Raw genomic sequence first — 24,040 nt, forward strand, 5'->3', positions numbered from 1 at the left:
CCTATTTTTTCACTTTTCTTTCGCTAAATTTTTGATATTGCTCACAAATTTTAACTTTAACGCAAGCTTTTTTATTTTTTCTGCTTTATGATGAAAAAAATGATCTCCGTATTATAGAGAGTAGAGAGGATAAAATGAGCCGTATTGAACAACATATTTCTCACCGTTTACAACACGCCTTAGCCCAATTAGAAAATCAAAATTTGGCACAAGATCTTTGGCATATTTTTGCCGAACAACATTTTCAAGGATTTCTACCGCACTTTGCCGTACAGCATTTATGCCAAAAACATCAATTAGATCCTAAAACCCTTTCTTTATTGTTGTTACCCGTGAGCGCAACCTATGCCAATCCAACCATCTCACAATTTAACGTGGGTGCGGTGGCCATTGGCGAAAGTGGCAATTTCTACTTTGGCGGAAATCAAGAATTCTGCGCCACCAATATTCAACAAACCATTCACGCAGAACAAAGTGCCATTTCTCACGCTTGGATGCGCAAAGAGAAAAAGCTCACCGACATCACGGTGAATTACACCCCGTGCGGCCATTGTCGTCAATTTATGAACGAATTAAATAGTGCAGACAGCTTGCATATTCACCTGCCGCATAGCCAAAACAATCTACTACATAGCTATTTGCCCGATGCTTTTGGCCCTGCAGATTTAGCCATTCCTTATCGTTTATTTGACGAAAAAACCAATGGTTTACAATTAACCACAAAAGATCCATTAATTCACACCGCACTTGAAGCCGCAAACCAATCCCACGCACCTTACACCCAAAGTTTCTGCGGTGTCGCGGTAGAATTACAAGATAAACAAGTTTTCCAAGGCAGCTACGCCGAAAACGCCGCCTTCAACCCAAGCCTCCCCGCCCTACAAGTAGCCATCAATTATCTTCTACTAAGCGGTAACGAAGTAGAAAACATCACCCGCGTAGTGATGGTAGAACACCCAGTAAAACTCTCCTACAAACAAATGGCCGAAGAATTATTAGGCTACTTAGGGGAAGTGAAGTTGGAGTATATTGCGGTTTAAAATAAGCCCATAAATATAGTTTCAATTTGCCCAAAATGTGATCTAAATCACAGCAAGATCGAGCTAACTTCGGTAGGATTGGGCTTCTTACCGATCTTTTATGAATAAAAGGAGCAAACAATGCAAGCCTCACTACAAGATATTCTCGATGTGGTTAAAGCAAAAAATCTAACCTATCATCAAAAATTAATGAGCTTAGGCAATATTGCTGAGCGGCTATTTAATCCCATTGATTTATTAGGCTACACAGAAGAAGAATGGGAATATCTGCAAAATCATATGATTTGTGATTTATGTGAAGGCTATGCCATTTATCGTCCGCGTTATATTTTGCCTGACTATAATGTTTATATTCAAAAAGGCTGTAAATTCCTTGACTTACCGCCACCAAAAGATCTTGATGAAGTGCTAGATGGCTTGCTCATTCTCTATTCCCACGTTCCGTCCATTACCACTTATCCCGTTTATATTGGACGCTTAGATGAGTTGCTCGATCCTTTCATTACTGACGAGAAGCAAGATTACATCAAAATTAAACGTTTCTTAAACCATATTGATAAAACCATTGCAGATTCTTTCTGCCACGCCAATATTGGCCCTTATGATACCAAAGCAGGGCGTTTAATTTTACAGGCGGTCATTGAGCTAGAAAATACCACACCAAATATGACTATTCGCTACGATAAACAAAAAACCTCGCGTGAATTTGCAGAACTTGCTGCCAAAGCCTGTTTATTGGTGTCAAAACCTTCTTTTGCCAATGATCCTTATTACATTGAAGATCTGGGAGAACAATATGGTATCGCCAGTTGTTACAATGCCCTGCCTGAATGTGGCGGTGCTTATACCCTGACTCGCTTAAGATTAGGTACTATCGGACGTACTTGCTCAAATGTTGACGAAATGGTGAATGAATTATTGCCTAAAGTGGCAAAACTCGCCCTTTCCACAATGGATAAACGACATAAATTCTTGATCGAAGAAAGCAATTTCTTTGAAAGCAGTTTCTTAGCGCAAGAAGAATTTATCAAGCGTGAAAACTTCACCAGTATGATCGCCATTGTGGGATTAGCCGATGCGGTCAATCATCTTTTACAACAAGAAGGCATTAACGAAACCTTCGGACAAAGCCAACGTGGTGATGAGATCGCCACACTCATTATGGATAAATTGGAAGAGGTCAATAACGCGCATAAAGGGCTTTATGTGGAGCGAACCAATAACCGTTATTTACTACACGCGCAAGTGGGGGCGAGCAACCACGAAGAAGATAAGATGAATACGCCAGCACACCGTATTCGCGTGGGTGAAGAGCCGACATTATTAGCGCATTTAAAACAATCTGCACCATTCCATAAATACTTCCCTTCCGGCACAGGGGATCTTTTTGCTTTTGACCAAACTTATGTAGATCATCTTGATGCGGTGGTGGATATTATTGATGGTGCTTTTGCACAAGGCTATCGCTACATTACAACTTACCTGAAAAATACCGATCTGATTCGCGTAACAGGCTACCTAGTGAAGAAAAGCGAGGTTGAACGTTATCGCAAAGGTGAAGCGGTGTTACGCGATACCACTTGGTATGGCTCAGGTACAGACGATTGTGCCAAGGTTTTTGATCGCCAATTACGCGATAAAGAAGATGTAACCGCTCATTCATAATGAAAAGCTCAGCTTCCCTCTCAGAGATCTATGTTCCTCTACATCGGATAATCCCCTTTTCCAATGTAGAGGGACAAGGCAACCGCACCAGCATTTTTCTGCAAGGGTGTAAGCTGAATTGCCTTTATTGTCATAACCCAGAAACTATTCCAAGAAAAAATAGCGAAGCAAAACTGGTCAGCTTGCAATATTTGTATAATCAGGTAATGAACGCCGTACCATTTATTCGCGGCGTCACCATTTCTGGCGGTGAACCCACCATTCATCATAAAAAATTAGTGCCACTTTTCACCGCACTTCGTCAGCAGGGTCTAACTTGTTATCTTGATAGCAGCGGATTTTTTGATTATGACAGCACGCAATCCTTAATTGCCGTAACCGATAAATTTCTCTTTGATCTCAAAGGTGATGGCTTAGGCTTACAGACACTCTGTTTTGAACGCCGAAATCAGCAAGGCAAAGTGCCAACTCAAATTATCCCCACAACGCAGCATATCAAAACAGAAAACCTCACCCGAAATTGGCAGAATCTCGCTAAATTATTACCGCACAATAAAATTGAAGAAGTGCGGTTGGTTTTTATCAAAGATTTTTTTGACGCCTATTACTTAGTGGAAAAAGCGGCACAACTACTACGAGATTATCCTGAGGTGTTATTCAAAATTATTCGAGTGCATAGCAAAGGGGCAAGAGATGAAACGGGTTTAACCCCTTTTATTCCCACAGTGGAAGAAACTCAGGCACTGGCAGCATTTGCTAAACAATGCGGAATACAAAAAATTACCACAATTACCTAAATTCATTCATCAAGGAGCGTAACTATGGATCTCATTATCAGTATTGTCGGGGTTTTCGTCCTGCTTGGCATTGGCTTGCTGTTTTCCAACAACCGCAAAGCCATTAATTTCCGAACTATTTTTGGTGCCTTAGCCATTCAAATCGGCTTTGCTGCGCTGATTTTGTATGTGCCAGCGGGAAGAAATGCCCTGCTTAGCACCGCTGAAGGCGTAAGCAAAGTGATAAATTATGGTAACGAAGGGATCGCCTTTCTTTTTGGTAACCTTGCCGATCCAAGCAATGTAGGCTTTATTTTTGCTTTCAAAGTCCTACCAATTATCGTCTTTTTCTCAGCCTTAATTTCCGTGCTGTATTACATCGGCGTAATGCAATGGGTAATTAAAATTATCGGCGGAGGCTTGCAAAAAGCACTAGGTACATCAAAGGCAGAATCAATGTCGGCGGCTGCCAATATTTTTGTTGGACAAACCGAAGCTCCACTTGTAGTTAAACCTTTTATTAGCCGAATGACAGAATCTGAATTATTTACTGTAATGGTAGGTGGAACGGCCTCCATCGCAGGTTCTGTACTAGCTGGCTATGCCGGTATGGGAGTGCCACTCACCTATTTAATCGCCGCGTCATTTATGGCAGCGCCCGCAGGCTTATTGTTCGCCAAATTGATGTATCCACAAACAGAAAAATTCAGCGACACCTTAGAAGAAAATGTCAAAACCGAAAAACCAAATAATATCGTTGAAGCGCTTGCCAATGGTGCAGCGTCAGGGGTAACGCTTGCCATCAATGTGGGCGGTATGTTGATCGCCTTTATCGCCTCTATCGCCTTATTAAATGGCTTAATCGGCGGAATCGGTGGCTGGTTTGGCTATGGCGATCTCACCTTACAGAGCCTACTCGGTTATTTATTCCAACCAATCGCTTTCATCATCGGGGTGCCTTGGCAAGATGCCGAAATCGCAGGACAAATGATCGGAATGAAATTAGCCGTAAATGAATTTGTGGGCTATTTAGAGTTCGCCCAATATTTACAACCTGACGCGGCTGTACAACTTAGCGATAAAACCAAAGCCATTATCACTTTTGCCTTATGTGGCTTCGCTAACTTCAGCGCAATTGCCGTACTTATTGGCGGAATTGGCAGTATGGCGCCAACCCGCCGCTCAGACATCGCTCGTCTAGGCTTAAAAGCCGTCATCGCCGGCACTCTCGCCAACCTAATGAGCGCTACTATCGCAGGATTCTTTATTGATCTCAGTGGTGCGGCATTGAGTTAATCACTCAAAAATAAAGGCATAGCAGGAATATTCCTGCTATGCCATTAATAAAAAATTGATAAAAGAGCACCGCTCTTTAATTTCTTCTCTTTCTTAAGAGGCACAACTCCCCCACACCAACATCACAAAAAACAGCAAGGATACTGCCATTTCTGCCATTCCGACTTGTTTAACGGAAAGTTTGTATTTGGGGAGCAAGATTGCGCGGATAAATGGAGGGACGAAAGCGAAAGCTAATAAATATTGCTGGCATAAGGCGAAACCGAGAATGCAGAGTAAATGGAATGCGATGGACGCGTACAGATAGCGTGGATTTTTGCGTTCACGCATGACGGATTTAACATACAGCGTTACACCGACAAAAAATAAGCTTGGGTAGAGCGCAACCCAATAGATTTTGTGATCAAATTGTGAATTGGCGAAATAATACGCTGCCATTCCTGCGATGGCGAAAATGATAATGCCGGCAAAATCGTTCAGCAATGCGCGCTCATCTTTTTGTTTTACATAGTAAATATTCACCACAACAAAAGGCAACATTGCTAGCAGGAAATATAAAATATGCCAGTTATGCCATAAAGCGGGCAAGGCGAAAAGTAAGCTGGCGGTGGCGTAAATTAGCGTCCATTTTCGATAAAGCTCAAGATTTCTACCTTTGAATAAGTTTAAAAAGGGATAGGTCATCAAATAAAGGGCGAACCACGCCAATAACAGAAATAAATGCAGCGTGATCGGTGTAGAAAGCAACATTCCGTATAAAAACGGCATCAGTGCCATTACGATAGCACCGTGTTGATTGGAAATAAGCAGTTTCATAATAACGAATAAGTGCGGTGAAAAATTGCCAAGAATTTTAGCTATTTTTGCGCATAATCGCTATAATCCTTGCGAATTATTTTTATTTCATATGAAGGAAAAAAGATGACAACAATCCAACGTTTTCACGCCAATGAGCGCCTTGCTGAAATGTGCGTTTATAATGGCGTAGCTTATTTGGCGGGACAAGTGCCAGAAAATACGCAAGGCAATGCTTATGAGCAAACCAAGGAAGTGCTTGGTTTAATTGATAAATTGCTGGCTGAAGCGGGATCAAATAAAAGCAAAATCTTAAATGCACAAATTTTCTTGGCCGATATGCAAGATTATGCAGAGATGAACCGCGCTTGGGACGAGTGGGTTGATCGCCACAATCCGCCAAGCCGTGCGACCGTAGAGGCCAAACTTGCCGTGCCTGAGTGGAAAGTGGAGATCGTAATTACCGCTGCGGTGTAGCCAAAGTTAATTCCACCAGTAACGGATTATGATCGGAACTGGTGGTCTGCACTGTACGCGCAGATTTCACGCTAAAACCGCGCACAAATACCCAATCAAGCGGATTATCCAAGAAACGTAGCCTATCATCAGGCTGAAATGATACGGTAGTCAAGCCATAAAGTGCGGTGAGTTTTTTGATTAAATTTATCCGCCCTTTATTCCACGCATTGAAATCGCCTGCCAAAATAATTGGCCCTTGATGCTGTTCAATCAGCTTAAACATCGCTTCTAGCTGCTGTTGATAATGGCTTGGATTCAGCTCAAAATTCACCAAATGCAAATTAATTGTCAATAGCGATTGCCCATTGCTCAACGGAAACGCCATTGCATTGCCCACTTTAGGAATACGAATCCAAGGCTCAATGGAAGATCCTGCACAATAATATTGTGGCGCAAAACGGCTCATCAGTGCGACACCTGATTGATTGCCCAAATAGGCAAAACTGCTGGTATAAAGTGCGGTGGAAAATTTGGGAAAATTTTGGGAAGAACGTTGCTCCACCAACTTTTGCTGACTTGACACTTCTTGCAATAAAAGAAAATCTTGCCCTTGCGACAAGTTCGCTAATTGTTGTTGCCAACCTTGATCTTGCCCTTTGTGCATATTCCACACCAACAGGCGAAAATCCTGCTGTTCAATGGGTTTTACAGACTGCTCCGCATAAAAACAAGCCACGGTATTATCCAAGGCTTTACGTTCATAATGTAACGCATTTTCTGTGCGAAATTGAATTTGTGGCTCGGGGTAAATTTCTAGGCTATACCACAAATAGCCAATGCCCAGTAGAATCAATCCTAGCAGGGCAATAAAAAAGGATTTTAGTTTACTCATTTTGATGTATTTTGAAATTTGTGCTTTCTAAATAATAGCAGTTTACTTATACTACGCCAATTAATTTGGCTTGCGTTCCTTTCCCGTCTAAATCACCAAATGGAGCAAAATCAGCCACATTTCTTAGCCAAATTCTTTATTATTTTGATTAAGGCATTTCAATGAACGTTTATACCTATATTTGCTTTCTCTCAGCCATTTCCATTCTGATCGGCTTCGTTACGCAAAAAATTAACGACAAAATTCAATACACCATCGCCATTACCGCTACCTCAATGGTTGCTTCACTGGTGTTATTGGTAATGGGGCATTTCAATTTTCTACACGTTGATTTGCTCGCCAAGGGCGTAATGGAACAGATTGATTTTAAAAGTTTCTTGCTCAACGGGATTTTAGGCTTCCTACTTTTTGCCGGCGCACTGGGGATAAAACTGCCCGTAATGAAAAGCCAAAAATGTGAAATCACCATTCTCGCCTTATTCTCCACCTTCGCTTCTACTTTCCTTATCGGTACAACCTTTTATTTCTTAACTTTAGCCCTAGGCTGGGAAGTGGATTTCATTTATTGTATGCTGTTTGGCGCTTTGATTTCTCCAACCGCCCCTATCGCCGTGCTAGCCATCATCAAAAATCTCAAAGCACCAAAAAAACTTTCAATGAAAGTGGAAGGGGAATCCTTATTTAATGACGGTGTGGGATTAGTGATTTTCACCACCATCTTTGCCGTGGCATTCGGTGGCAAACAGCCTACCCTAGCTGATGTGAGCGAACTTTTCCTAATGGAAGCAGGCGGCGGTTTGCTGTTTGGTCTGATACTCGGCTTGGTGGCGCATTTCCTGATTTCCGCTACCGATGACGGAAGTTTAGAAATTTTGCTCACGCTCACCATTCCAACCGCAGGCTTTATGGTAGCTAATTTGCTCGAAGTTTCAGGCGCATTGGCAATGGTGGTTTCAGGCATTATCATCGGCAACTGGACAAGACACACGGGCTTCTCCAAACAAAGTCAGCATTACTTAGATCATTTTTGGGAGATGATCGACCATTTCCTAAACTCTTTGTTATTCCTACTCATCGGCGCGGCAATGTTGCTGGTAAACTTCACCTACCAAGGGATTATTTTAAGCCTACTCGCCATTCCACTTTGCCTAATCTGCCGTTACATCAGCGTGTGGACACCGTTTAAATTCTTAAGTATGAAAACTACTTACAATCCATACACCTTACGCATTCTCACCTGGGGCGGCTTGCGCGGCGGACTTTCACTCGCAATGGCACTTTCCATTCCCGTAGGCAGCCTGTATATCCCGAAAATCGGTATGAACGTACGTGATCTGCTTTTGGTAATGACCTACGCCGTGGTAATGTTCTCCATTCTCGTCCAAGGCACCACCATTGAAACAATGGTTCGTAAATCGAAAGAAGCGACCTTGCAAGCAAGGGGGTATGTGGGATTAAAGCCGGAGCAGAAGGAAGAAACAGAGGCATAAAAAGGAAGGGCTAACTTAGGTTAGCCCTAGCCCCATGCTAAAGTTACAAGATGTTACCATTTTTTCGTGTGCTGATGTTACAAAATTCGCCTTCTTTCAGAAATAACGGAAAAGATTTCTTATCAATTCCGTTATATTTTCTGAGTATTTAAAATAGTAACCTTACTAAATTATATTTTATCTATAGAAACTTCATTGGAGTTAAGTACGAAAAGATAACAATCTCTCTTTGTAATATTCTGGTGAAAAATAGTTGAATTATCGTTAGTGCCAGCTCCGTAACTTTGTAACAGCACAAATTGTTATTCAAATTCAGAATCTCAAACAGCTTTTATATAACTAACATAAATTTCAATCTAATAAACACCCAAATTTAAAAAACACTTATTATATAACACAAATACCATTATATTAATTTTATAAAAGTGTTACTAATTTGTTAAATCTCAAACCAAATAATCCCAATTTAAACTCACACCTTATTAAAAAACAATTTTTTAAATATAAAAAGTGATTCCGATCACATATTTAACATATTTCTCTTGATACAAGAAACTATCAAATGAATAATATAAGTGAGCAATAGAATATGCTCTTTATAGTATAAGTTCGGGAGGAAATTATGCTAAACAAACAAACAAACAAACAAACAAACAAACAAACAAACAAACAAACAAACAAACAAACAAACAAACAAACAAACAAAAGTATCACATAGATTATAATCCTGGTAAAGGAATTTCTTTAATGGCCCACATTCGTAGAACACGACATATTATGATGCCATCTCACCGTTCTTGCTTTTCTTATTCTTTATTTGCTACTCAGAACAGCTCATCTCATTACTTCTCGTAATAGATGATGTCTTTCATCTAAAAAACATTCCCTGTTTAGTTTACATTATTTATTTTGTAAAAGTATTTATATTTTTACATAGTAGATTTTTGTATTCAAAACATTAACTGCAATCTATTTCCTAGCTAGAAATAAAACTTAAATTTTATTTCAAGGGGATTCTTTGCCTAAAATTACACAAGGATTTTATTATGTCAATTTTAAAAATCGCATATAGCAAAGATGTTGAGCAGTATTTTTCAACACAAAGAGAACTAGTGTTAATTGAAAACACTGATTTTACAGATGTTGGTGCAATTGTACTTACTACAGATGATATTGAACAATATATTGATGAAATATTAGCAACTGAGTTTAATATTCCTGTTTTTGTTGTTTTACACGAAAATCAGAAACTTAATCCTAAATATTTCGATAAAGTCTTCCATATCCAGGATTTAAACAGCTATGACATTCATCTTTATAGCAGACAAATAGAAACTTCAGCAAAACTCTATGAAGAGAAAATGCTTCCTCCTTTCTTCAAAATGCTAAGTGAGTATGTAGAAATGGGGAATATTGCCTTTGACTGTCCTGGACACCAAGGTGGTCAATACTATCGGAAACATCCCGCTGGTCGTTTCTTATATGATTTCTATGGTGAAAACATTTTCCGTTCAGATATTTGTAATGCTGACGTAAAACTAGGTGATTTGCTTATCCATGAGGGGGCAGCTTGTGATGCACAAAAACACGCTGCTCAAGTATTCAACGCTGATAAAACATACTTTGTATTAAATGGAACGTCAGCTTCCAATAAAGTGGTGTTAAATGCCCTACTTTCACCAGGTGATCTGGTTTTATTTGATAGAAACAATCACAAGTCTGTACATCACGGTGCCTTAGTTCAAGCTGGTGCTACACCAATTTATCTAGAAACGGCACGAAATCCATTTGGTTTTATTGGGGGAATTGATAGTCATTGCTTTGATGAGGATTACCTAAAATCGCTAATAAAAGAAACCGCGCCAGAAAAATTATCTCAGTCTCGTCCATTCCGTTTAGCCGTTATTCAATTAGGTACTTATGACGGAACAATTTATAACGCACGTCAAGTTGTCGATAAAATTGGTCATCTTTGTGATTATATTTTGTTTGACTCTGCTTGGGTTGGCTATGAACAGTTCATTCCAATGATGAAAGATAGTTCACCATTACTACTTGAACTCAACGAAAATGATCCGGGTATTTTTGTTACTCAATCTGTACATAAGCAACAAGCTGGTTTTTCACAAGCATCACAAATTCACAAAAAAGATAAGCATATTAAAGGACAAGCTCGTTATGTAAATCATAAACGATTAAATAACGCTTTTATGCTACATGCTTCAACAAGTCCATTTTATCCTCTATTTGCAAGTTTGGATGTGAACGCCCAAATTCAAGGTAGCGCTACTGGGCGCAAGCTATGGCATGATTGTGTCAAGGTTGGTATAGAAGCAAGAAAAATGATTCTCAACAACTGTGAGCTTATTCGTCCATTTATTCCAACTATGATTAATGGTAAAAAATGGCAAGATTACAATACTGAAGAGATTGCAACTAATCTTGAATTCTTTAAATTCCACGCTCACGATACTTGGCATAAATTTGAAGGTTATGCAGAAGATCAATACTTCGTTGATCCTTGCAAGCTTCTCCTAACCACGCCCGGTATTAGCCTTGCAAATGGTGAGTATGAATCTTTCGGAATTCCTGCCACTATTCTTGCGAACTATTTGCGAGAAAATGGCATTATCCCTGAAAAATGCGATTTAAACTCTATTTTATTCCTTCTTACTCCAGCAGAAACTCTCACAAAAATGCAAACATTGGTTGCACAAATCGCATTATTTGAAAAACACATTAAGCAAAATTCGTTACTCAAAGACGTACTGCCTACTGTGTACAAAAATAATGAGGAACGCTACCAAGGTTACACGATTCATCAACTTTGTCAGGAAATGCACGATCTCTATGTTAGCCGTAACGTAAAACAGCTACAAAAAGCACTTTTCCGTAAAGCAACATTACCTGAATACGCTCTCAATCCACAAGCCGCGAACATTGAATTTATTCGTAATAATGTCGAGCTTGTCCCTCTAACCAATATTGTTGGTCGAATTGCCGCAGAAGGGGCACTCCCTTACCCACCAGGCGTATTGTGCGTAGTACCAGGAGAAAAATGGAGCACTACGGCACAACAATATTTTCTCGCTTTAGAAGAAGGCATTAATACACTTCCAGGATTTGCACCAAAGATCCAAGGGGTTTATCTCCAAAAAGATCCTGATGGACGCACTCGGGCTTACGGATATGTATTAACTAACCACTAAATAGAAATAGAAATAGAAAGTGTGGTGAAATTTCACTGCACTTTCTAAGGAGTAAATTATGAGTACTAAAAATAACAAAATTGGTGTACTTCAGCTCACTATCTTAACAATGGTAAATATGATGGGATCAGGAATTATTATGCTCCCTACAAAATTAGCTGAAATCGGAACAATTTCAATTGTATCTTGGCTTGTAACCGCGGTTGGCTCAACTGCATTAGCTTATGCTTTTGCACAATGTGGTATGTTTAGTAAAAAATCTGGTGGCATGGGAGGATATGCAGAATATTCTTTCGGTAAAGCTGGAAATTTTATGGCTAATTACACCTACGGCGTATCACTTGTTATTGCAAATACCGCCATTGCAATCTCTGCTGTAGGCTATGGTTCAGAATTATTTGGCGTAAGCCTATCTCCTGTGAGCATTGCTTTATGGACAATTTTCACACTATGGCTTGCTACCTCACTAAATTTCGGAGGACCAAGAATCACAGGGAATATCAGTTCATTCACTATTTGGGGAGTGATTATCCCTGTTGTAGGAATTAGTATTATTGGTTGGTATTGGTTCGATGGTTCAATGTATGTAAATTCTTGGAATCCACATCATGTTCCAACATTTGAAGCCATTAGTGTATCTATTTCAATGACCTTATGGGCGTTTCTGGGTTTAGAATCGGCTTGTGCAAATACTGATGTCGTAGAAAATCCAGAGAAAAATGTTCCCATTGCTGTATTAGGTGGAACACTTGGCGCTGCCGTAATTTATATCGTATCAACCAATGTTATTGCTGGCATAGTGCCAAACTTAGAACTCGCTAATTCTACAGCGCCATTTGGATTAGTTTTTGCACATATGTTTAATGAAACGACAGGAAAAATCATTATGGGATTAATGGTATTATCTTGTTTTGGTTCATTATTGGGCTGGCAATTTACTATAGCTCAAGTATTTAAATCTTCTGCAGAAGAAGGGTACTTCCCTGCTTTCTTCAAAAAAGTTACCGATAAAAATGCCCCAATTATTGGAATGGTAACAATCACTGCAATTCAAACACTACTCGCATTTATGACTATTAGTCCATCATTAAATAAACAATTTAATGTGTTAGTCGATCTTGCTGTAGTTACCAATGTTATTCCATACTTATTATCTATGGCTGCACTTGGTGTACTCTTAAGATCTGCTAATGCTTCAAGCAATAAATATAAAATTACTATTTTTGTTGCTTTCATTGGTTCACTGTATAGCATTTATGCGCTCTATGCAGCAGGAGAACAAGCTATGCTATATGGCTCAATCGTAACTTTTGTTGGTTGGACTCTTTATGGATTTGTATCCTATAAATTTGATTTCTCTATGATGAGCAAAGCGAAATGATCTAGTAGCAGAAAAATACTAAAAATCAAAAGGCTAACTTAAAAGATAAAAATCTAAAAGCTAGCCTTTATTATTTTTATATAGAATCTGAAAAAACTTTCTAAAAAACCACCGCACTTATATTTTTGCAGAATTAAGCTTTGCGCAGAATTCTGCTTGAAACCACACCGGCGGTCATTGCACCGTTTACGTTTAGGGCGGTGCGTCCCATATCAATCAGCGGTTCAATGGAAATGAGTAAGCCGACTAATGCTAGCGGTAAGCCCATTGTGGAAAGCACGATGATCGCAGCAAAGGTTGCGCCACCACCCACACCAGCAATGCCAAAGGAAGAAAGGGTTACCACTAAAACGAGGGTCAGCAGAAAATCTAACGACATTGGATCGATCCCCACTGTTGGCGCAACCATTACGGCGAGCATTGCGGGATAAATCCCTGCACAGCCGTTTTGTCCGATTGTCGCCCCGAAAGAAGCCGCAAAATTGGCAATGGCTGAAGGCACATTCAATTTTGATACTTGGGTTTCAATATTCATTGGAATTGTCGCTGCACTTGAACGTGAAGTGAATGCAAACAGCAAGGTTGGAAAGGCTTGTTGATAATAACGAATTGGATTCACTTTCACCAAAGAAAGTAAAATACCGTGCACCACAAACATTAAGAAAATGGCTAAATAAGATGCCACGATAAAGCCGAGCAAATTAAGAATATCCGCAAGATTTGAAGTGGCAACCACTTTTGTCATCAACGCCAATACACCATAAGGGGTAAGACGAATCACCACGCGAACAAGGTTCATCACTAATTTATTCAAACTTTCCACCCCTTGCGATAAGCGATCGGCAAGGTCTTCATTGTCTTGACGAATGCGCAAAATCGCCACGCCTAAAAACGCGGCAAAAATCACCACACTGATAATAGAAGTTGGGTTTGCTCCTGTGAGTTCAGCAAACGGATTTTTCGGAATAAAAGAAAGCAACATTGTCGGCACATTCAAGCCTGCTACTTTTTCTGCTCGTCCAAGTACGCGATCTTGCGCAGCAAGTTCACGATCGCCTGCCACTAGCCCTTCGGCAGAAAGATCAAATAAATTTGCCATTGTAATCCCAATCACCGCTGCGATTGCCGTTGTGATGAGCAGAACAGAAAGCACGCTGACACTGATCTTGCCCAACGAACTTGCCCCTTGCAAGCGTGCCACTGCAGAGAGAATCGATACAAAAACCAGCGGCATTACGATCATTTGTAGTAATCTCACATAACCACTGCCGACAATGCCAATCCAGTTTAAGGTTTCTTTTATCACAGGGGTATTGCTGTCATAAAACAAATGCAATGCGCCACCAAATAATACCCCTAAAATTAACGCCAAAAACACACTATGTGATAGCGTGTGATTTCGGTTAAAGTACCATTTCACGCCGACTAATAAAGCAATAAATATGACTAAATTAATCGTAATATAGCCCCACATCATTGTTGCTCCTTAATGTTTATTACAAATCTTTGATCCTAAGTTTTCACATAATACTGGCTTTTTCTTATTTCTTTCAATAAAAATTTTGCTATATCTTATGCAATTTTAATCTATCATAAGGCTAGCTTTTTGAGAAAAAAGCATTAAAGTTATAGATGTTTACTTTTTATTAACAACTAACAATGAGGTGAACGATGACATCATTAAAAACCCCACCACAAAAGGGAAGCAAGTTTCTGCGCACCATAGAATGGCTTGGTAATGCACTTCCCCACCCTGTAACCCTCTTTATTATTCTTATTGCTTTACTTCTTATTTCTTCTGCTTTAGGCGAATATTTTGGACTTTCCACCCTTGATCCACGTCCCGAAGGGGCGAAAGGTCGTAGCCCTGATGGGGTTATTTATGCCGTCAGTTTACTTAATCAAGAAGGCTTGATAAAAATCCTTACCAATTTAGTGAAGAATTTTACAAGCTTCGCACCGTTGGGAACAGTGCTTGTAGCAATGCTCGGTGTGGGGATTGCAGAAAAATCGGGGTTAATTTCTGCCGCAATGCGTTTAGTGGTATTAAAAGCACCACGCAAACTCACTACACTTGCAGTCGTGTTCGCGGGGATTATGTCGAATATGGCGGCAGAATTAGGCTATCTTGTGCTAATTCCTCTTTCAGCCATTATTTTCCATTCTCTTGGTCGCCACCCGCTTGCAGGTTTAGCCGCCGCTTTTGCAGGGGTATCTGGTGGTTATTCTGCGAATTTATTACTTGGCACAATCGATCCGTTACTGGCTGGGATCACGCAACAAGCTGCACAAATTATCGATCCAAGCTATGTCGTTGGCGCTGAAGCAAACTGGTATTTTATGTGCGCGAGCACCTTTGTGATCGCGATTATCGGCTATATTATTACTGAGAAAATCGTAGAACCACAGTTAGGTGAATACACAGGTTCACTCAGCCAAGAAGAATTGGCTCAACAGCGCTCCGCCGAAGTGTCTCCTTTGGAACGCAAAGGGCTTGTCTTCGCTGGGCTAACTTTCTTACTACTTAGTACATTACTTGCTCTTAGCGTTGTGCCAGAAAATGGTATTTTGCGTAACCCAAGTACAGGGCTAATCACAGGATCACCATTCTTAAAATCTATCGTGGTATTTATTTTCTTACTCTTTGCGATCCCCGGCATTGTTTATGGCGTAGTGGTAAAATCTATCCGTAGCGACAAAGATGTGGTCAATGCAATGGCAGAAATAATGAGCACCCTAGGGCTATATTTGGTTATTATTTTCTTCGCAGCTCAATTTATTGCTTTCTTCAGCTGGACAAATATTGGACAAATTATTGCTGTAAAAGGGGCGACATTGCTCAAAGATCTCGGTTTACACGGCGGGCTATTATTTATTGGCTTTATTTTAATCTGTGCTTTCATTAATTTAATGATCGGCTCTGCCTCGGCACAATGGGCTGTTACCGCCCCAATTTTCGTCCCGATGCTAATGCTGGCAGGCTATGCCCCTGAAGTGATTCAAGGTGCGTATCGCATCGGTGATTCCGTAACCAATATTATTACGCCAATGATGAGCTATTTCGGACTAATTATGGCAACAGTGATCAAATATAAGAAAGATGCAGGCGTAGGCACAATGGTGTCAATGATGTTGCCTTATTCTGTTGCATTCTTAATTGCGTGGTCAGGGCTATTCTTTGTTTGGGTGTTTGTCCTTGGCTTGCCTGTTGGCCCGGGTTCAGCTACCTATTACACGCCATAAGAATAAACTAATAAAACAAAAAGTGCGGTATTTTTTACCGCACTTTTTTCTTCTTCAATATGCTATTTAGGATAATTGACTCTTTCTACTTTGCCCATTTTTTCTGCGCAATTTATTTCTATTTCCACAAGGGTGGCAGGGTAAAAATTTGCAGGATTTCGACCGCACAATTCGCGCACAATATCGCCCACCAAAGGTAAATGAGAAATAATCAGCAAGCTTTCTACCCCATCTTGTGCCAAAACCGTCAAATAATCTCGCACCAAACCTGAATCGCCATAAGGGGTGATAGCGTCCCAAGTTTCTAACTTGGTTTGCAGTTGATTTTGGAACGCTAAATTAACTTGCTCAAAGGTTTGTTGCGCGCGCAGATAAGGACTAACTAGCACTTTATCAAATTCGGCATTAATGGAATGTAACCATTGCCCTTGCTGATAAGATTGCTGTTTACCATTTTCTGTGAGCGGTCTTGCACTGTCTGATGGGGCGATGGTCTGCGCCTCACCGTGTCGCATTACAAAAATTTTCATATCACTACTCTATTTTCAATGAAAAGCAACGAATTAATGAGAAGAAAAGAAGCTAAAAACTCGCTTCTTTTACACCGCACTTTTCAATTTATTTAGTTTGCACGCACCGCTTCGGCAATTTCTTCTGCACATTGTTGTGCAAGCTCGCCGTCTTCGCATTCTACCATTACACGAATTAGCGGCTCGGTGCCTGATTTTCTTAATAAAATACGACCTTTGCCCGCTAAGCGTTTTTCCACTTCTGCGGCTACGGCTTTCACTTGTTCGCTTTCTAATGGATTGCTGCCACCTGCGAAACGAACATTAATTAACACTTGTGGGAATAACTGCACCGCACTGGCTAATTCATTAAGGGATAAGCGATGTTCTACCATTGCCGCTAACACTGCAAGGGAAGCGATAATTCCGTCCCCTGTGGTATTTTTATCAGCAATAATGATATGCCCTGAGTTTTCACCGCCAAGCTGCCAGCCTTTTTCTTGCATTTGCTCTAACACATAACGATCGCCCACATTGGCACGCACGAACGGAATCGCTAATTCTTTTAAGGCAAGTTCAAGGCGCATATTACTCATTAATGTACCAACCACGCCGCCTTTTAGTTTGCCTGCACGCAAGGCTTCACGGGCGATGATAAATAAAGCTTGGTCGCCGTCCACTTTATTACCAAGGTGATCCACTAAGATTAGGCGGTCGCCATCGCCATCATAGGCTAAACCAATATCTGCTTTGGTTTCTAACACTTTGTCTTGTAAGGCTTTAATGTCGGTCGCGCCGCATTTTTCATTGATATTCATTCCATTTGGCTGCGTGCCAATTTCGATCACTTCTGCGCCTAATTCACGCATTACATTCGGGGCAATATGGTAGGTTGCGCCGTTCGCGCAATCCACCACGATTTTGTAATTTTCTAAGCTTAAATGGGCTGGGAAGGTGCTTTTACAAAATTCAATATAACGCCCTGCCGCATCGTTAATACGGCTTGCACGTCCAAGTTGTGCGGATTCCACACAATCCATTGGCTGTTCTAACATTGCTTCAATGGCTTCTTCTACATCATCAGGCAATTTTGTACCTTGCGTGGAGAAAAATTTGATTCCGTTATCATAATAAGGATTATGGGAAGCGGAAATCACAATGCCCGCTTCTGCACGGAAAGTGCGGGTTAAATAAGCAATAGCAGGGGTTGGCATTGGCCCTGTAAAGGCGGCTGAAAGCCCTGCTGCGGCTAAACCAGCTTCAAGGGCAGATTCCAACATATAGCCCGAAATGCGGGTATCTTTACCAATTAATACGGTGCCGTAACCCTGCGTTGCTAGCACTTTTCCTGCTGCCCAACCAAGTTTAAGGACGAAATCAGGGGTAATTGGTGAAGTTCCTACTTTTCCACGCACACCATCAGTGCCGAAATATTTGCGTTCTGCCATTTGTATTCCTTTTTATGTTTTATGGTTAAAAATCATTAAGTTAAGTGATTATGCCATTTGCGTGGCTTGCCAAATTTTTAATGCATCAGCGGTGGGCGCAACATCGTGTACGCGCACAATTTTGGCGCCATTTATCACCGCAATTAATGCGGCGGCAACACTGCCCACAATACGCTCATCAACAGGTTTATCTAACACGGCGCCAATCGTTGATTTACGCGAAATGCCTGCTAATACTGGATAATCTTGGGTAAATTTTGCTAGTTGTTGCAATAATTGATAATTATGTTGCACGGTTTTACCAAAGCAAAAACCCAGATCCCAAATAATGTTTTCCTTTTTCATTCCTGCAGCCAAACAAAGTGCGGTGCGATTTTCGAGAAAATTTAGCACCTCTTGCACCACATTTTCATAATGAGGATTTTGTTGCATTGTGCGCGGCTGCCCTTGCATATGCATTATGCAGGTGGGCAAGGCTAACTGCACGGCGGTTTGTAGCGCATTGGGTTCGGTTAAAGCACGGATATCATTAATGAAATCCATTCCAACTTTGGCACTTTCCGCCATTACTTGCGCCTTAGACGTATCCACGGAAATCCAACAATCGAAGCGTTTTCTCACGGCTTCCACCATTGGCACAACACGCTCTAATTCTTGCTCAAGGCTGACTTCTTCTGCCATTGGACGCGTGGATTCACCGCCAATGTCGATAATAGTTGCCCCTTCATTAAGCATTTTTTCCACTTGAAATAAGGCTTTATCACGGTCAAAAAACAGACCGCTATCAGAAAAAGAATCTGGCGTGAAATTTAAAATCCCCATAATTTGGGGCTGAGCTAGGGAAAGGGTTTTATTATTGGCTTGTAACTTCATAATCTTTTGTTTTGCATCAAAGTGCGGTCAATTATAGCGAAATATTTGTGTAAACAAAATATAAACATTTTGTCGCGCTGAAATCATAATTCACTTATACTGACGAGCAAATAACCAAGAGGAAATCAAAATGAACAAAACAGTTTTAGCTTTAAGTTTTAGTGCGATTTTTTTACTGTCTGCTTGTGATGATAAACAAGTGGCTGAATTACAACAAAAATTGCAACAAGCTGAAAAAATGCAACAGAGCCAACAGCAAGAAATTAACCAATTACAAAATGAGCTGAATGCACAGAAATCCTTATTCCCTGCATTGCAAGTGGAAATTTTTCCGCTCTTCCAAAAAGAAGAAACATTAACCCTAAAAAACACTGACAGCACAGCAACCATCAAGGTTTCAGTAAGTATGCCTGAAACCCATATTGAATGGCTTGACGAATTGCTTCGCCAATATTGGGGGCGATATACTCAAAATGAGAAAGCCGATGGTGAACAAAAACCTAGCCGAATGACTAAAGAGCAGTTGCGTCAAGGCATAGAACAAATTTATAAGGATTATCACGAAGAAAGTTTGACCGTAGGAACGATAGGCAAGGAATTTTCCATTTCACCTTACTATTTAGGGCAACGCCAAAACTGGGTGGGATTTCGGGTTGATAACTATACTTATGAGGGCGGTGCACACGGGCTTGGGTGGACTGATTATCTCAATATTGATGTACAACAAAAAACCTTAATCACTCTGGAAAAAGTAGTTTCTCAAGAAAATCAGCCTACATTACGCAATGTTTTATGGAAAGTTTATACACAAAATCTTGAACAAGGCGAAGAGCCTTTTACTTCCCTAGAGGATTTTTATATTTCACCTGAATTTTATTTTGACCAAGAAGGAATCCATTTTGTTTATCCACCTTATGCACTTAATTCTTATGCAGAAGGAAAAAGAACGTTGGATTTATATTGGGGGCAAACAGAAATTGATCTACTCAATCCTGAATATGTGAAACCTTGGCTTAAATAAACGAGTAAATAAAAAAAGTGCCTCATTAGAGGCACACTCGGAAAGCAAAATATGACCATCAGGCTATTAAAATAGCACTTGTTATGGCATAAATAATACGCAAGTCATTTTCAATAAGCAAAGAGTAATATTCAAATTTGTGAAGTAATTCACGGTTTTACCCAATAAAAAATTAATCTAAAAAAAACCGCACTTATATAAGTGCGGTGTAAATTTCATTAATTTTCTTCTTTATGACGCGCTGCAACTTCAGCTAATAAAGTTTGTAATTCACCTTGTTGATACATTTCTAAAATAATATCACAGCCACCAATTAGCTCACCTTCCACCCATAATTGTGGGAAGGTTGGCCAGTTTGCATAAGCGGGTAGCTCTGCACGAATATCTGGATTTTGCAAAATATCCACATAGCCAAAAGGTACTTTGCAATTCATTAGGGCTTCTACCGCTCTTGCAGAGAATCCACAAGAAGGGAATTTCGGTGAGCCTTTCATATAAATAAGAATAGGGTTTTCAGCAATTTGTTTTTTAATACGTTCTAAGGTTTCCATAATTATCCTCGTTTTGAATTAAGTGGGCTGATTGTAGCATAAGGGGCCTGAGATACCAATAACCCGAGTATAATAATCGGGTATTACCAACTTCCACCAGCACCACCGCCACCGAAGCCACCGCCGCCAAAGCCTCCACCTGAGCCGCCCCCAAAACCACCAAAGCCACCGCCAGAGCCAAAGCCCCCACCAAATCCACCGCTACGGCGTCTGCGAACAGGGGGCTGGCGGAAAATTTGTCCATTGTGATTATTAGTAGGGCTGATATAAGGCGTTCTACGCCAACTTAGTTCGCCAAACAGTACAAATAAGACAAAAATACTGATCATTATGATTGGAATATATTGTGTCCAATCATCATCTTCTGTTTGAGCCGCGTCATATTCCCCTTTGCTTGCGGCAATGATGTAATCCAATCCACGATCAATACCTAGCATATAATGCCCTTGCTTAAAGGCTGGCGTAATCACATTGCGTATCACTCGAGAAAGAAAAGCATCAGGCAACGCACCCTCAAGCCCCTGTCCTGTGGCAATAAAAATCTTGCGATCATTTATGGCGATCAACATTAATACACCATTATTAAGCTGTTTACGCCCAATTCCCCATTTGTCGCCCAATTCAAAGCTATATTGTGCAATATCATAATTCCCTGTGGTTGGAATTAACACCACCGCAATTTGCGAGCTGGTTTCTTTAGAATAAGCAATGAGCTTATTTTCCAAAAGCTGTTTTTCCGATGGAGTGAGCGTTTTGGTATAGTCATTCACATAATGAAAAGGATTAGGCGGTGGTGGGAAATTGACCGCGCTTGCACTTAAACTCAAAAAAACAAGCAAAAAAACGACCGCACTTTTCATTAGCTTAATCATTAATAATCACCTCATTATCAAGCTCATTACGATCATTTGGCTGAATAGGAAAATATTGCGCCAAAACTTGAGCAATATTATCAATAATATTGACAACGCCTTCAGTATAAACCTTTTGGCTAAAATGATTTGTCATTTCAGTGCATTGCGCTTGCCAAAAGTTTTCCCCGACATACTGATGAATACCTTCATCACCAATTATGGCACATTGATGATCCTTATAGGCAATGTAGATCAACACGCCATTACTCGCCTCTGTGGCTGTCATTTCTAACTTCTGGAAAACAGATAAGGCTTGCTCAAGGACTGAGTTTGATGACTTTGGAATGTGACGTTCAATATAAACGCGCAACTCTGCCGAAGTTTGTTGTTCGAGGCGAACAATTGCCGCCTCGATTTGCTTTTTATCAAAAGGGATTCTTGAAAATAGCGCCATAATAGACTGCTCTTAGTTAAAACTTACAACAGGCGCGTTTTCAGATCCTACTGCAGATTTGAAGTAAGGTTTTTCTTTGAAACCAAAAATCATCGCCGCTAATTTTGTTGGGAACTGACGAATTTTTTGGTTATATTCACGAGCCGCTTCATTAAATTTATCACGCGCCACATTAATGCGATTTTCCGTGCCTTCTAATTGTGCTTGTAAATTCATAAAGCCTTCATGTGCTTTAAGATCTGGATATTTTTCTACGGTAACCAATAGGCGAGATAAGGCCGATCCCACAGAATTTTGTTGTTGTTGGAATTGTGCAAGCTGTTCTTCTGTCATATTGCTTGGATCAATTTTTGTTTGGCTCGCTTTTGCACGCGCTTCCATTACACCTGTTAAGGTTTCTTTCTCAAAATTAGCCTGACCTTTTACGGTATTCACGATGTTTGGAATGAGATCTGCACGGCGTTGATATTGCGATTCAACATTTGCCCATACGGAATCAATTTTTTCTTCCGCTTGCACTAAACCATTGTAGCTTGTCATTAGTGTGAAACCTGCGATCACAGCCACGATTAGCACAATAATCCACTTTTTCATTTTCTTTTCCTTAACGATAAAATGATGAGATAACAAAAGACCTAAACTTTCGTTTAGGTCTTTTTTCATAAACTTATCAAAGTATTAACGAAAAATTATTCGTTACCTTTAACAGCGATTTCTACGCGACGGTCATCAGCTAAACAAGCGATTAATGCTTTACGACCTTTAACTGCGTCACATTTAGTGCCAGTTACTGGGTTAGCTTCACCGTAACCTGTTGCAGAGATAGCGTTTTGAGAAACACCTTTAGATACTAAGTAGTTAGCAACAGTTTCTGCACGACGTTGTGATAATTTTAAGTTAGATGCTTCTGAACCGATACGGTCAGTGTAACCAGCTACTGCAACGTTTGCAGATTTTAATTGAGCGATTTCACCGTAGATACCATCTAATGTGCTTTGTGCTTCTGGACGTAAGTTAGATTTACCGAATGCGAAAGTTACATCAGAGCTTAACGCAAAAGTTTTAGAAACAACTTTAGGCGCTACAACTGGTGCACCTTGACCGAAACGGTAAGATAAACCTGCGCTTACAGAACCGATGTTTGGTGTGTAATCTACACGTTTACCGTTTTGCTCTAAACGACCAACACCGTTAACCCATTGATATTCAACGCGTAATGCTAACTCTGGTAATGATGGAAGGTTATATTCTAAACCACCAGCAAATACTGGAGATACTTTTAAGCTGTGCGCATCTTCACCAAGAAGAGTTGTTGTACCTTTCTTATTTTTGTAGTCAGAACGGATTAATGCCGCGCCTACACGACCATAAACATCTAAACCTTCTAATACTGGGTAGCTTGCTTTTAAGCTTAAGTGTGCACCGTGGTTAGTATGTTTAGCAACTGTTTTACCAGCTTTACGAAGTTTAGCACGACCAAAGTCATCGTAACCTAACTCAACAGCGAAGTTATCAGTAATTTGGTAACCACCGAATACACCATAAGTTACAGAATTACGTAAAACACCGTAGGTAGCATTGTTATCTAAACGGCCATAACCATCGTGGAAAGATGCCCAACCCGCTTTTGCACCAGCATAGAACGTATTTGCTTGTGGTGCAGCTTGTGCTACTGATGCAGCAGTTAAACCAGCGATAGCTAATGCGATTGCAGTTTTTTTCATTTGGATGATCCTCTATTTAGTCATCAATAAATTTAAAATGAAAGTTTCATTTAGTATCAGTTGCCAAATGAAACCTAAACACAATAATGTGTGTACGTTGATCTTAAACTTTTTTTACAAAAAAACAAACTTTTTTTATAAAATGAACCCATAGTTTATGGCTAAGTTTAATCTTATAAGTATTTAGAGAACGATATTTCCTCTATTCCTACTTTGCTTTTACGTCAATCTAATCAGATCGGACCTATTCAAAGCGAATATATTATCAGCTTGAAAAAATAGAAAATCAAACGATTTTTCTCTTTTTAGCTCAAAATTCATACAAACACTTACTATTTCAGATTATTTTTTAAGCAGAAA

The 24,040-nt window shown here is 40.2% G+C and carries 22 protein-coding genes; 11 read left to right on the forward strand and 11 right to left on the reverse strand.

Annotated elements, in window-relative coordinates; translation table 11 throughout:
• The first annotated feature begins 134 nt into the window (after positions 1-134).
• The 4 genes from cdd to C3007_RS02870 all read left to right on the forward strand — a co-directional run bounded on the left by cdd (position 135) and on the right by C3007_RS02870 (position 4,777).
• Entirely contained in the window at positions 135-1,040 is a 906-nt protein-coding gene (gene cdd, locus C3007_RS02855; protein ID WP_103853001.1) for a cytidine deaminase, read from the forward strand.
• A 120-nt stretch (positions 1,041-1,160) separates the two neighbouring features.
• Entirely contained in the window at positions 1,161-2,705 is a 1,545-nt protein-coding gene (locus tag C3007_RS02860; RefSeq protein ID WP_103853002.1) for a YjjI family glycine radical enzyme, read from the forward strand.
• Positions 2,705-3,502: a 4Fe-4S cluster-binding domain-containing protein gene (locus C3007_RS02865; RefSeq protein ID WP_103853003.1), complete on the forward strand. Its 798-nt coding sequence runs from the start codon at positions 2,705-2,707 to the stop codon at positions 3,500-3,502. Before C3007_RS02860 ends, C3007_RS02865 begins: the two co-directional genes overlap by 1 nt.
• A gap of 24 nt (positions 3,503-3,526) precedes the next feature.
• The gene (locus tag C3007_RS02870) at positions 3,527-4,777 is read left to right on the forward strand and encodes a NupC/NupG family nucleoside CNT transporter (RefSeq protein ID WP_103853004.1); all 1,251 of its coding nucleotides are present in this window, start codon (positions 3,527-3,529) and stop codon (positions 4,775-4,777) included.
• A 93-nt stretch (positions 4,778-4,870) separates the two neighbouring features.
• Here C3007_RS02870 and C3007_RS02875 read toward each other — a convergent pair whose 3' ends face one another.
• Positions 4,871-5,593, reverse strand: a complete 723-nt coding sequence (locus C3007_RS02875) for a YwiC-like family protein (protein ID WP_103853005.1) — start codon at positions 5,591-5,593, stop codon at positions 4,871-4,873.
• Between the two features lie 105 nt (positions 5,594-5,698).
• Between C3007_RS02875 and C3007_RS02880 the strand changes: the two genes are divergently transcribed.
• Positions 5,699-6,049: a RidA family protein gene (locus C3007_RS02880; protein WP_103853006.1), complete on the forward strand. Its 351-nt coding sequence runs from the start codon at positions 5,699-5,701 to the stop codon at positions 6,047-6,049.
• Here C3007_RS02880 and C3007_RS02885 read toward each other — a convergent pair.
• On the reverse strand, positions 6,033-6,923 hold the full coding sequence (locus C3007_RS02885; RefSeq protein WP_103853007.1) for an endonuclease/exonuclease/phosphatase family protein: 891 nt from the start codon (positions 6,921-6,923) through the stop codon (positions 6,033-6,035). The genes C3007_RS02880 and C3007_RS02885 overlap by 17 nt on opposite strands.
• A 161-nt stretch (positions 6,924-7,084) precedes the next feature.
• On the opposite strand from C3007_RS02885, the gene C3007_RS02890 reads away from it, so the two are divergent.
• The 4 genes from C3007_RS02890 to potE all read left to right on the forward strand — a co-directional run bounded on the left by C3007_RS02890 (position 7,085) and on the right by potE (position 13,003).
• On the forward strand, positions 7,085-8,413 hold the full coding sequence (locus tag C3007_RS02890) for a cation:proton antiporter (protein ID WP_103853008.1): 1,329 nt from the start codon (positions 7,085-7,087) through the stop codon (positions 8,411-8,413).
• Positions 8,414-9,151: 738 nt separating this feature from the next.
• Positions 9,152-9,268 (forward strand): leader peptide SpeFL, encoded by a 117-nt coding sequence (gene speFL, locus C3007_RS11785; protein WP_256594095.1) that lies wholly within the window; start codon positions 9,152-9,154, stop codon positions 9,266-9,268.
• Between the two features lie 191 nt (positions 9,269-9,459).
• Positions 9,460-11,622: an ornithine decarboxylase SpeF gene (gene speF / locus C3007_RS02900; RefSeq protein ID WP_103853010.1), complete on the forward strand. Its 2,163-nt coding sequence runs from the start codon at positions 9,460-9,462 to the stop codon at positions 11,620-11,622.
• 58 nt (positions 11,623-11,680) lie between these two features.
• The gene (gene potE, locus C3007_RS02905) at positions 11,681-13,003 is read left to right on the forward strand and encodes a putrescine-ornithine antiporter (RefSeq protein WP_103853011.1); all 1,323 of its coding nucleotides are present in this window, start codon (positions 11,681-11,683) and stop codon (positions 13,001-13,003) included.
• 133 nt (positions 13,004-13,136) lie between these two features.
• Here potE and C3007_RS02910 read toward each other — a convergent pair whose 3' ends face one another.
• Positions 13,137-14,477 (reverse strand): L-cystine transporter, encoded by a 1,341-nt coding sequence (locus C3007_RS02910; RefSeq protein WP_103853064.1) that lies wholly within the window; start codon positions 14,475-14,477, stop codon positions 13,137-13,139.
• Between the two features lie 197 nt (positions 14,478-14,674).
• Between C3007_RS02910 and C3007_RS02915 the strand changes: the two genes are divergently transcribed.
• Positions 14,675-16,246 (forward strand): AbgT family transporter, encoded by a 1,572-nt coding sequence (locus tag C3007_RS02915; protein WP_103853012.1) that lies wholly within the window; start codon positions 14,675-14,677, stop codon positions 16,244-16,246.
• A gap of 62 nt (positions 16,247-16,308) precedes the next feature.
• Here C3007_RS02915 and sixA read toward each other — a convergent pair whose 3' ends face one another.
• From sixA to folP, 3 genes are all read right to left on the reverse strand, one after another.
• Positions 16,309-16,776: a phosphohistidine phosphatase SixA gene (gene sixA / locus C3007_RS02920; RefSeq protein WP_103853013.1), complete on the reverse strand. Its 468-nt coding sequence runs from the start codon at positions 16,774-16,776 to the stop codon at positions 16,309-16,311.
• Between the two features lie 92 nt (positions 16,777-16,868).
• The gene (glmM, locus tag C3007_RS02925; RefSeq protein WP_103853014.1) at positions 16,869-18,203 is read right to left on the reverse strand and encodes a phosphoglucosamine mutase; all 1,335 of its coding nucleotides are present in this window, start codon (positions 18,201-18,203) and stop codon (positions 16,869-16,871) included.
• A gap of 48 nt (positions 18,204-18,251) precedes the next feature.
• Positions 18,252-19,076, reverse strand: coding sequence for a dihydropteroate synthase (gene folP, locus C3007_RS02930; protein WP_103853015.1), 825 nt, complete (start codon positions 19,074-19,076; stop codon positions 18,252-18,254).
• 130 nt (positions 19,077-19,206) lie between these two features.
• On the opposite strand from folP, the gene C3007_RS02935 reads away from it, so the two are divergent.
• The gene (locus C3007_RS02935; RefSeq protein WP_103853016.1) at positions 19,207-20,097 is read left to right on the forward strand and encodes a DUF3298 and DUF4163 domain-containing protein; all 891 of its coding nucleotides are present in this window, start codon (positions 19,207-19,209) and stop codon (positions 20,095-20,097) included.
• A 218-nt stretch (positions 20,098-20,315) separates the two neighbouring features.
• On the opposite strand, the gene grxD is transcribed toward C3007_RS02935, so the two are convergent.
• From grxD to ompA, 5 genes are all read right to left on the reverse strand, one after another.
• Positions 20,316-20,648 (reverse strand): Grx4 family monothiol glutaredoxin, encoded by a 333-nt coding sequence (grxD, locus tag C3007_RS02940; protein ID WP_103853017.1) that lies wholly within the window; start codon positions 20,646-20,648, stop codon positions 20,316-20,318.
• Positions 20,649-20,731: 83 nt separating this feature from the next.
• On the reverse strand, positions 20,732-21,520 hold the full coding sequence (locus C3007_RS02945; RefSeq protein ID WP_103853018.1) for a TPM domain-containing protein: 789 nt from the start codon (positions 21,518-21,520) through the stop codon (positions 20,732-20,734).
• Positions 21,513-21,956 carry a TPM domain-containing protein gene (locus tag C3007_RS02950; RefSeq protein WP_103853019.1) on the reverse strand — a complete coding sequence of 148 codons (444 nt, stop codon included), beginning with the start codon at positions 21,954-21,956 and terminating at the stop codon, positions 21,513-21,515. Before C3007_RS02950 ends, C3007_RS02945 begins: the two co-directional genes overlap by 8 nt.
• Before the next feature lie 12 nt (positions 21,957-21,968).
• Complete coding sequence (locus C3007_RS02955; RefSeq protein WP_103853020.1) at positions 21,969-22,550, reverse strand: LemA family protein; 582 nt, start codon at positions 22,548-22,550, stop codon at positions 21,969-21,971.
• Positions 22,551-22,645: 95 nt separating this feature from the next.
• A complete protein-coding gene (gene ompA / locus C3007_RS02960; protein WP_103853021.1) occupies positions 22,646-23,680 on the reverse strand; it encodes a porin OmpA in 1,035 nt (344 codons plus the stop codon).
• Positions 23,681-24,040 lie beyond the last annotated feature (360 nt).

It is taken from the genome of Avibacterium gallinarum, from assembly GCF_002921135.1.
Taxonomy (GTDB): Bacteria; Pseudomonadota; Gammaproteobacteria; order Enterobacterales; family Pasteurellaceae; genus Avibacterium; species Avibacterium gallinarum.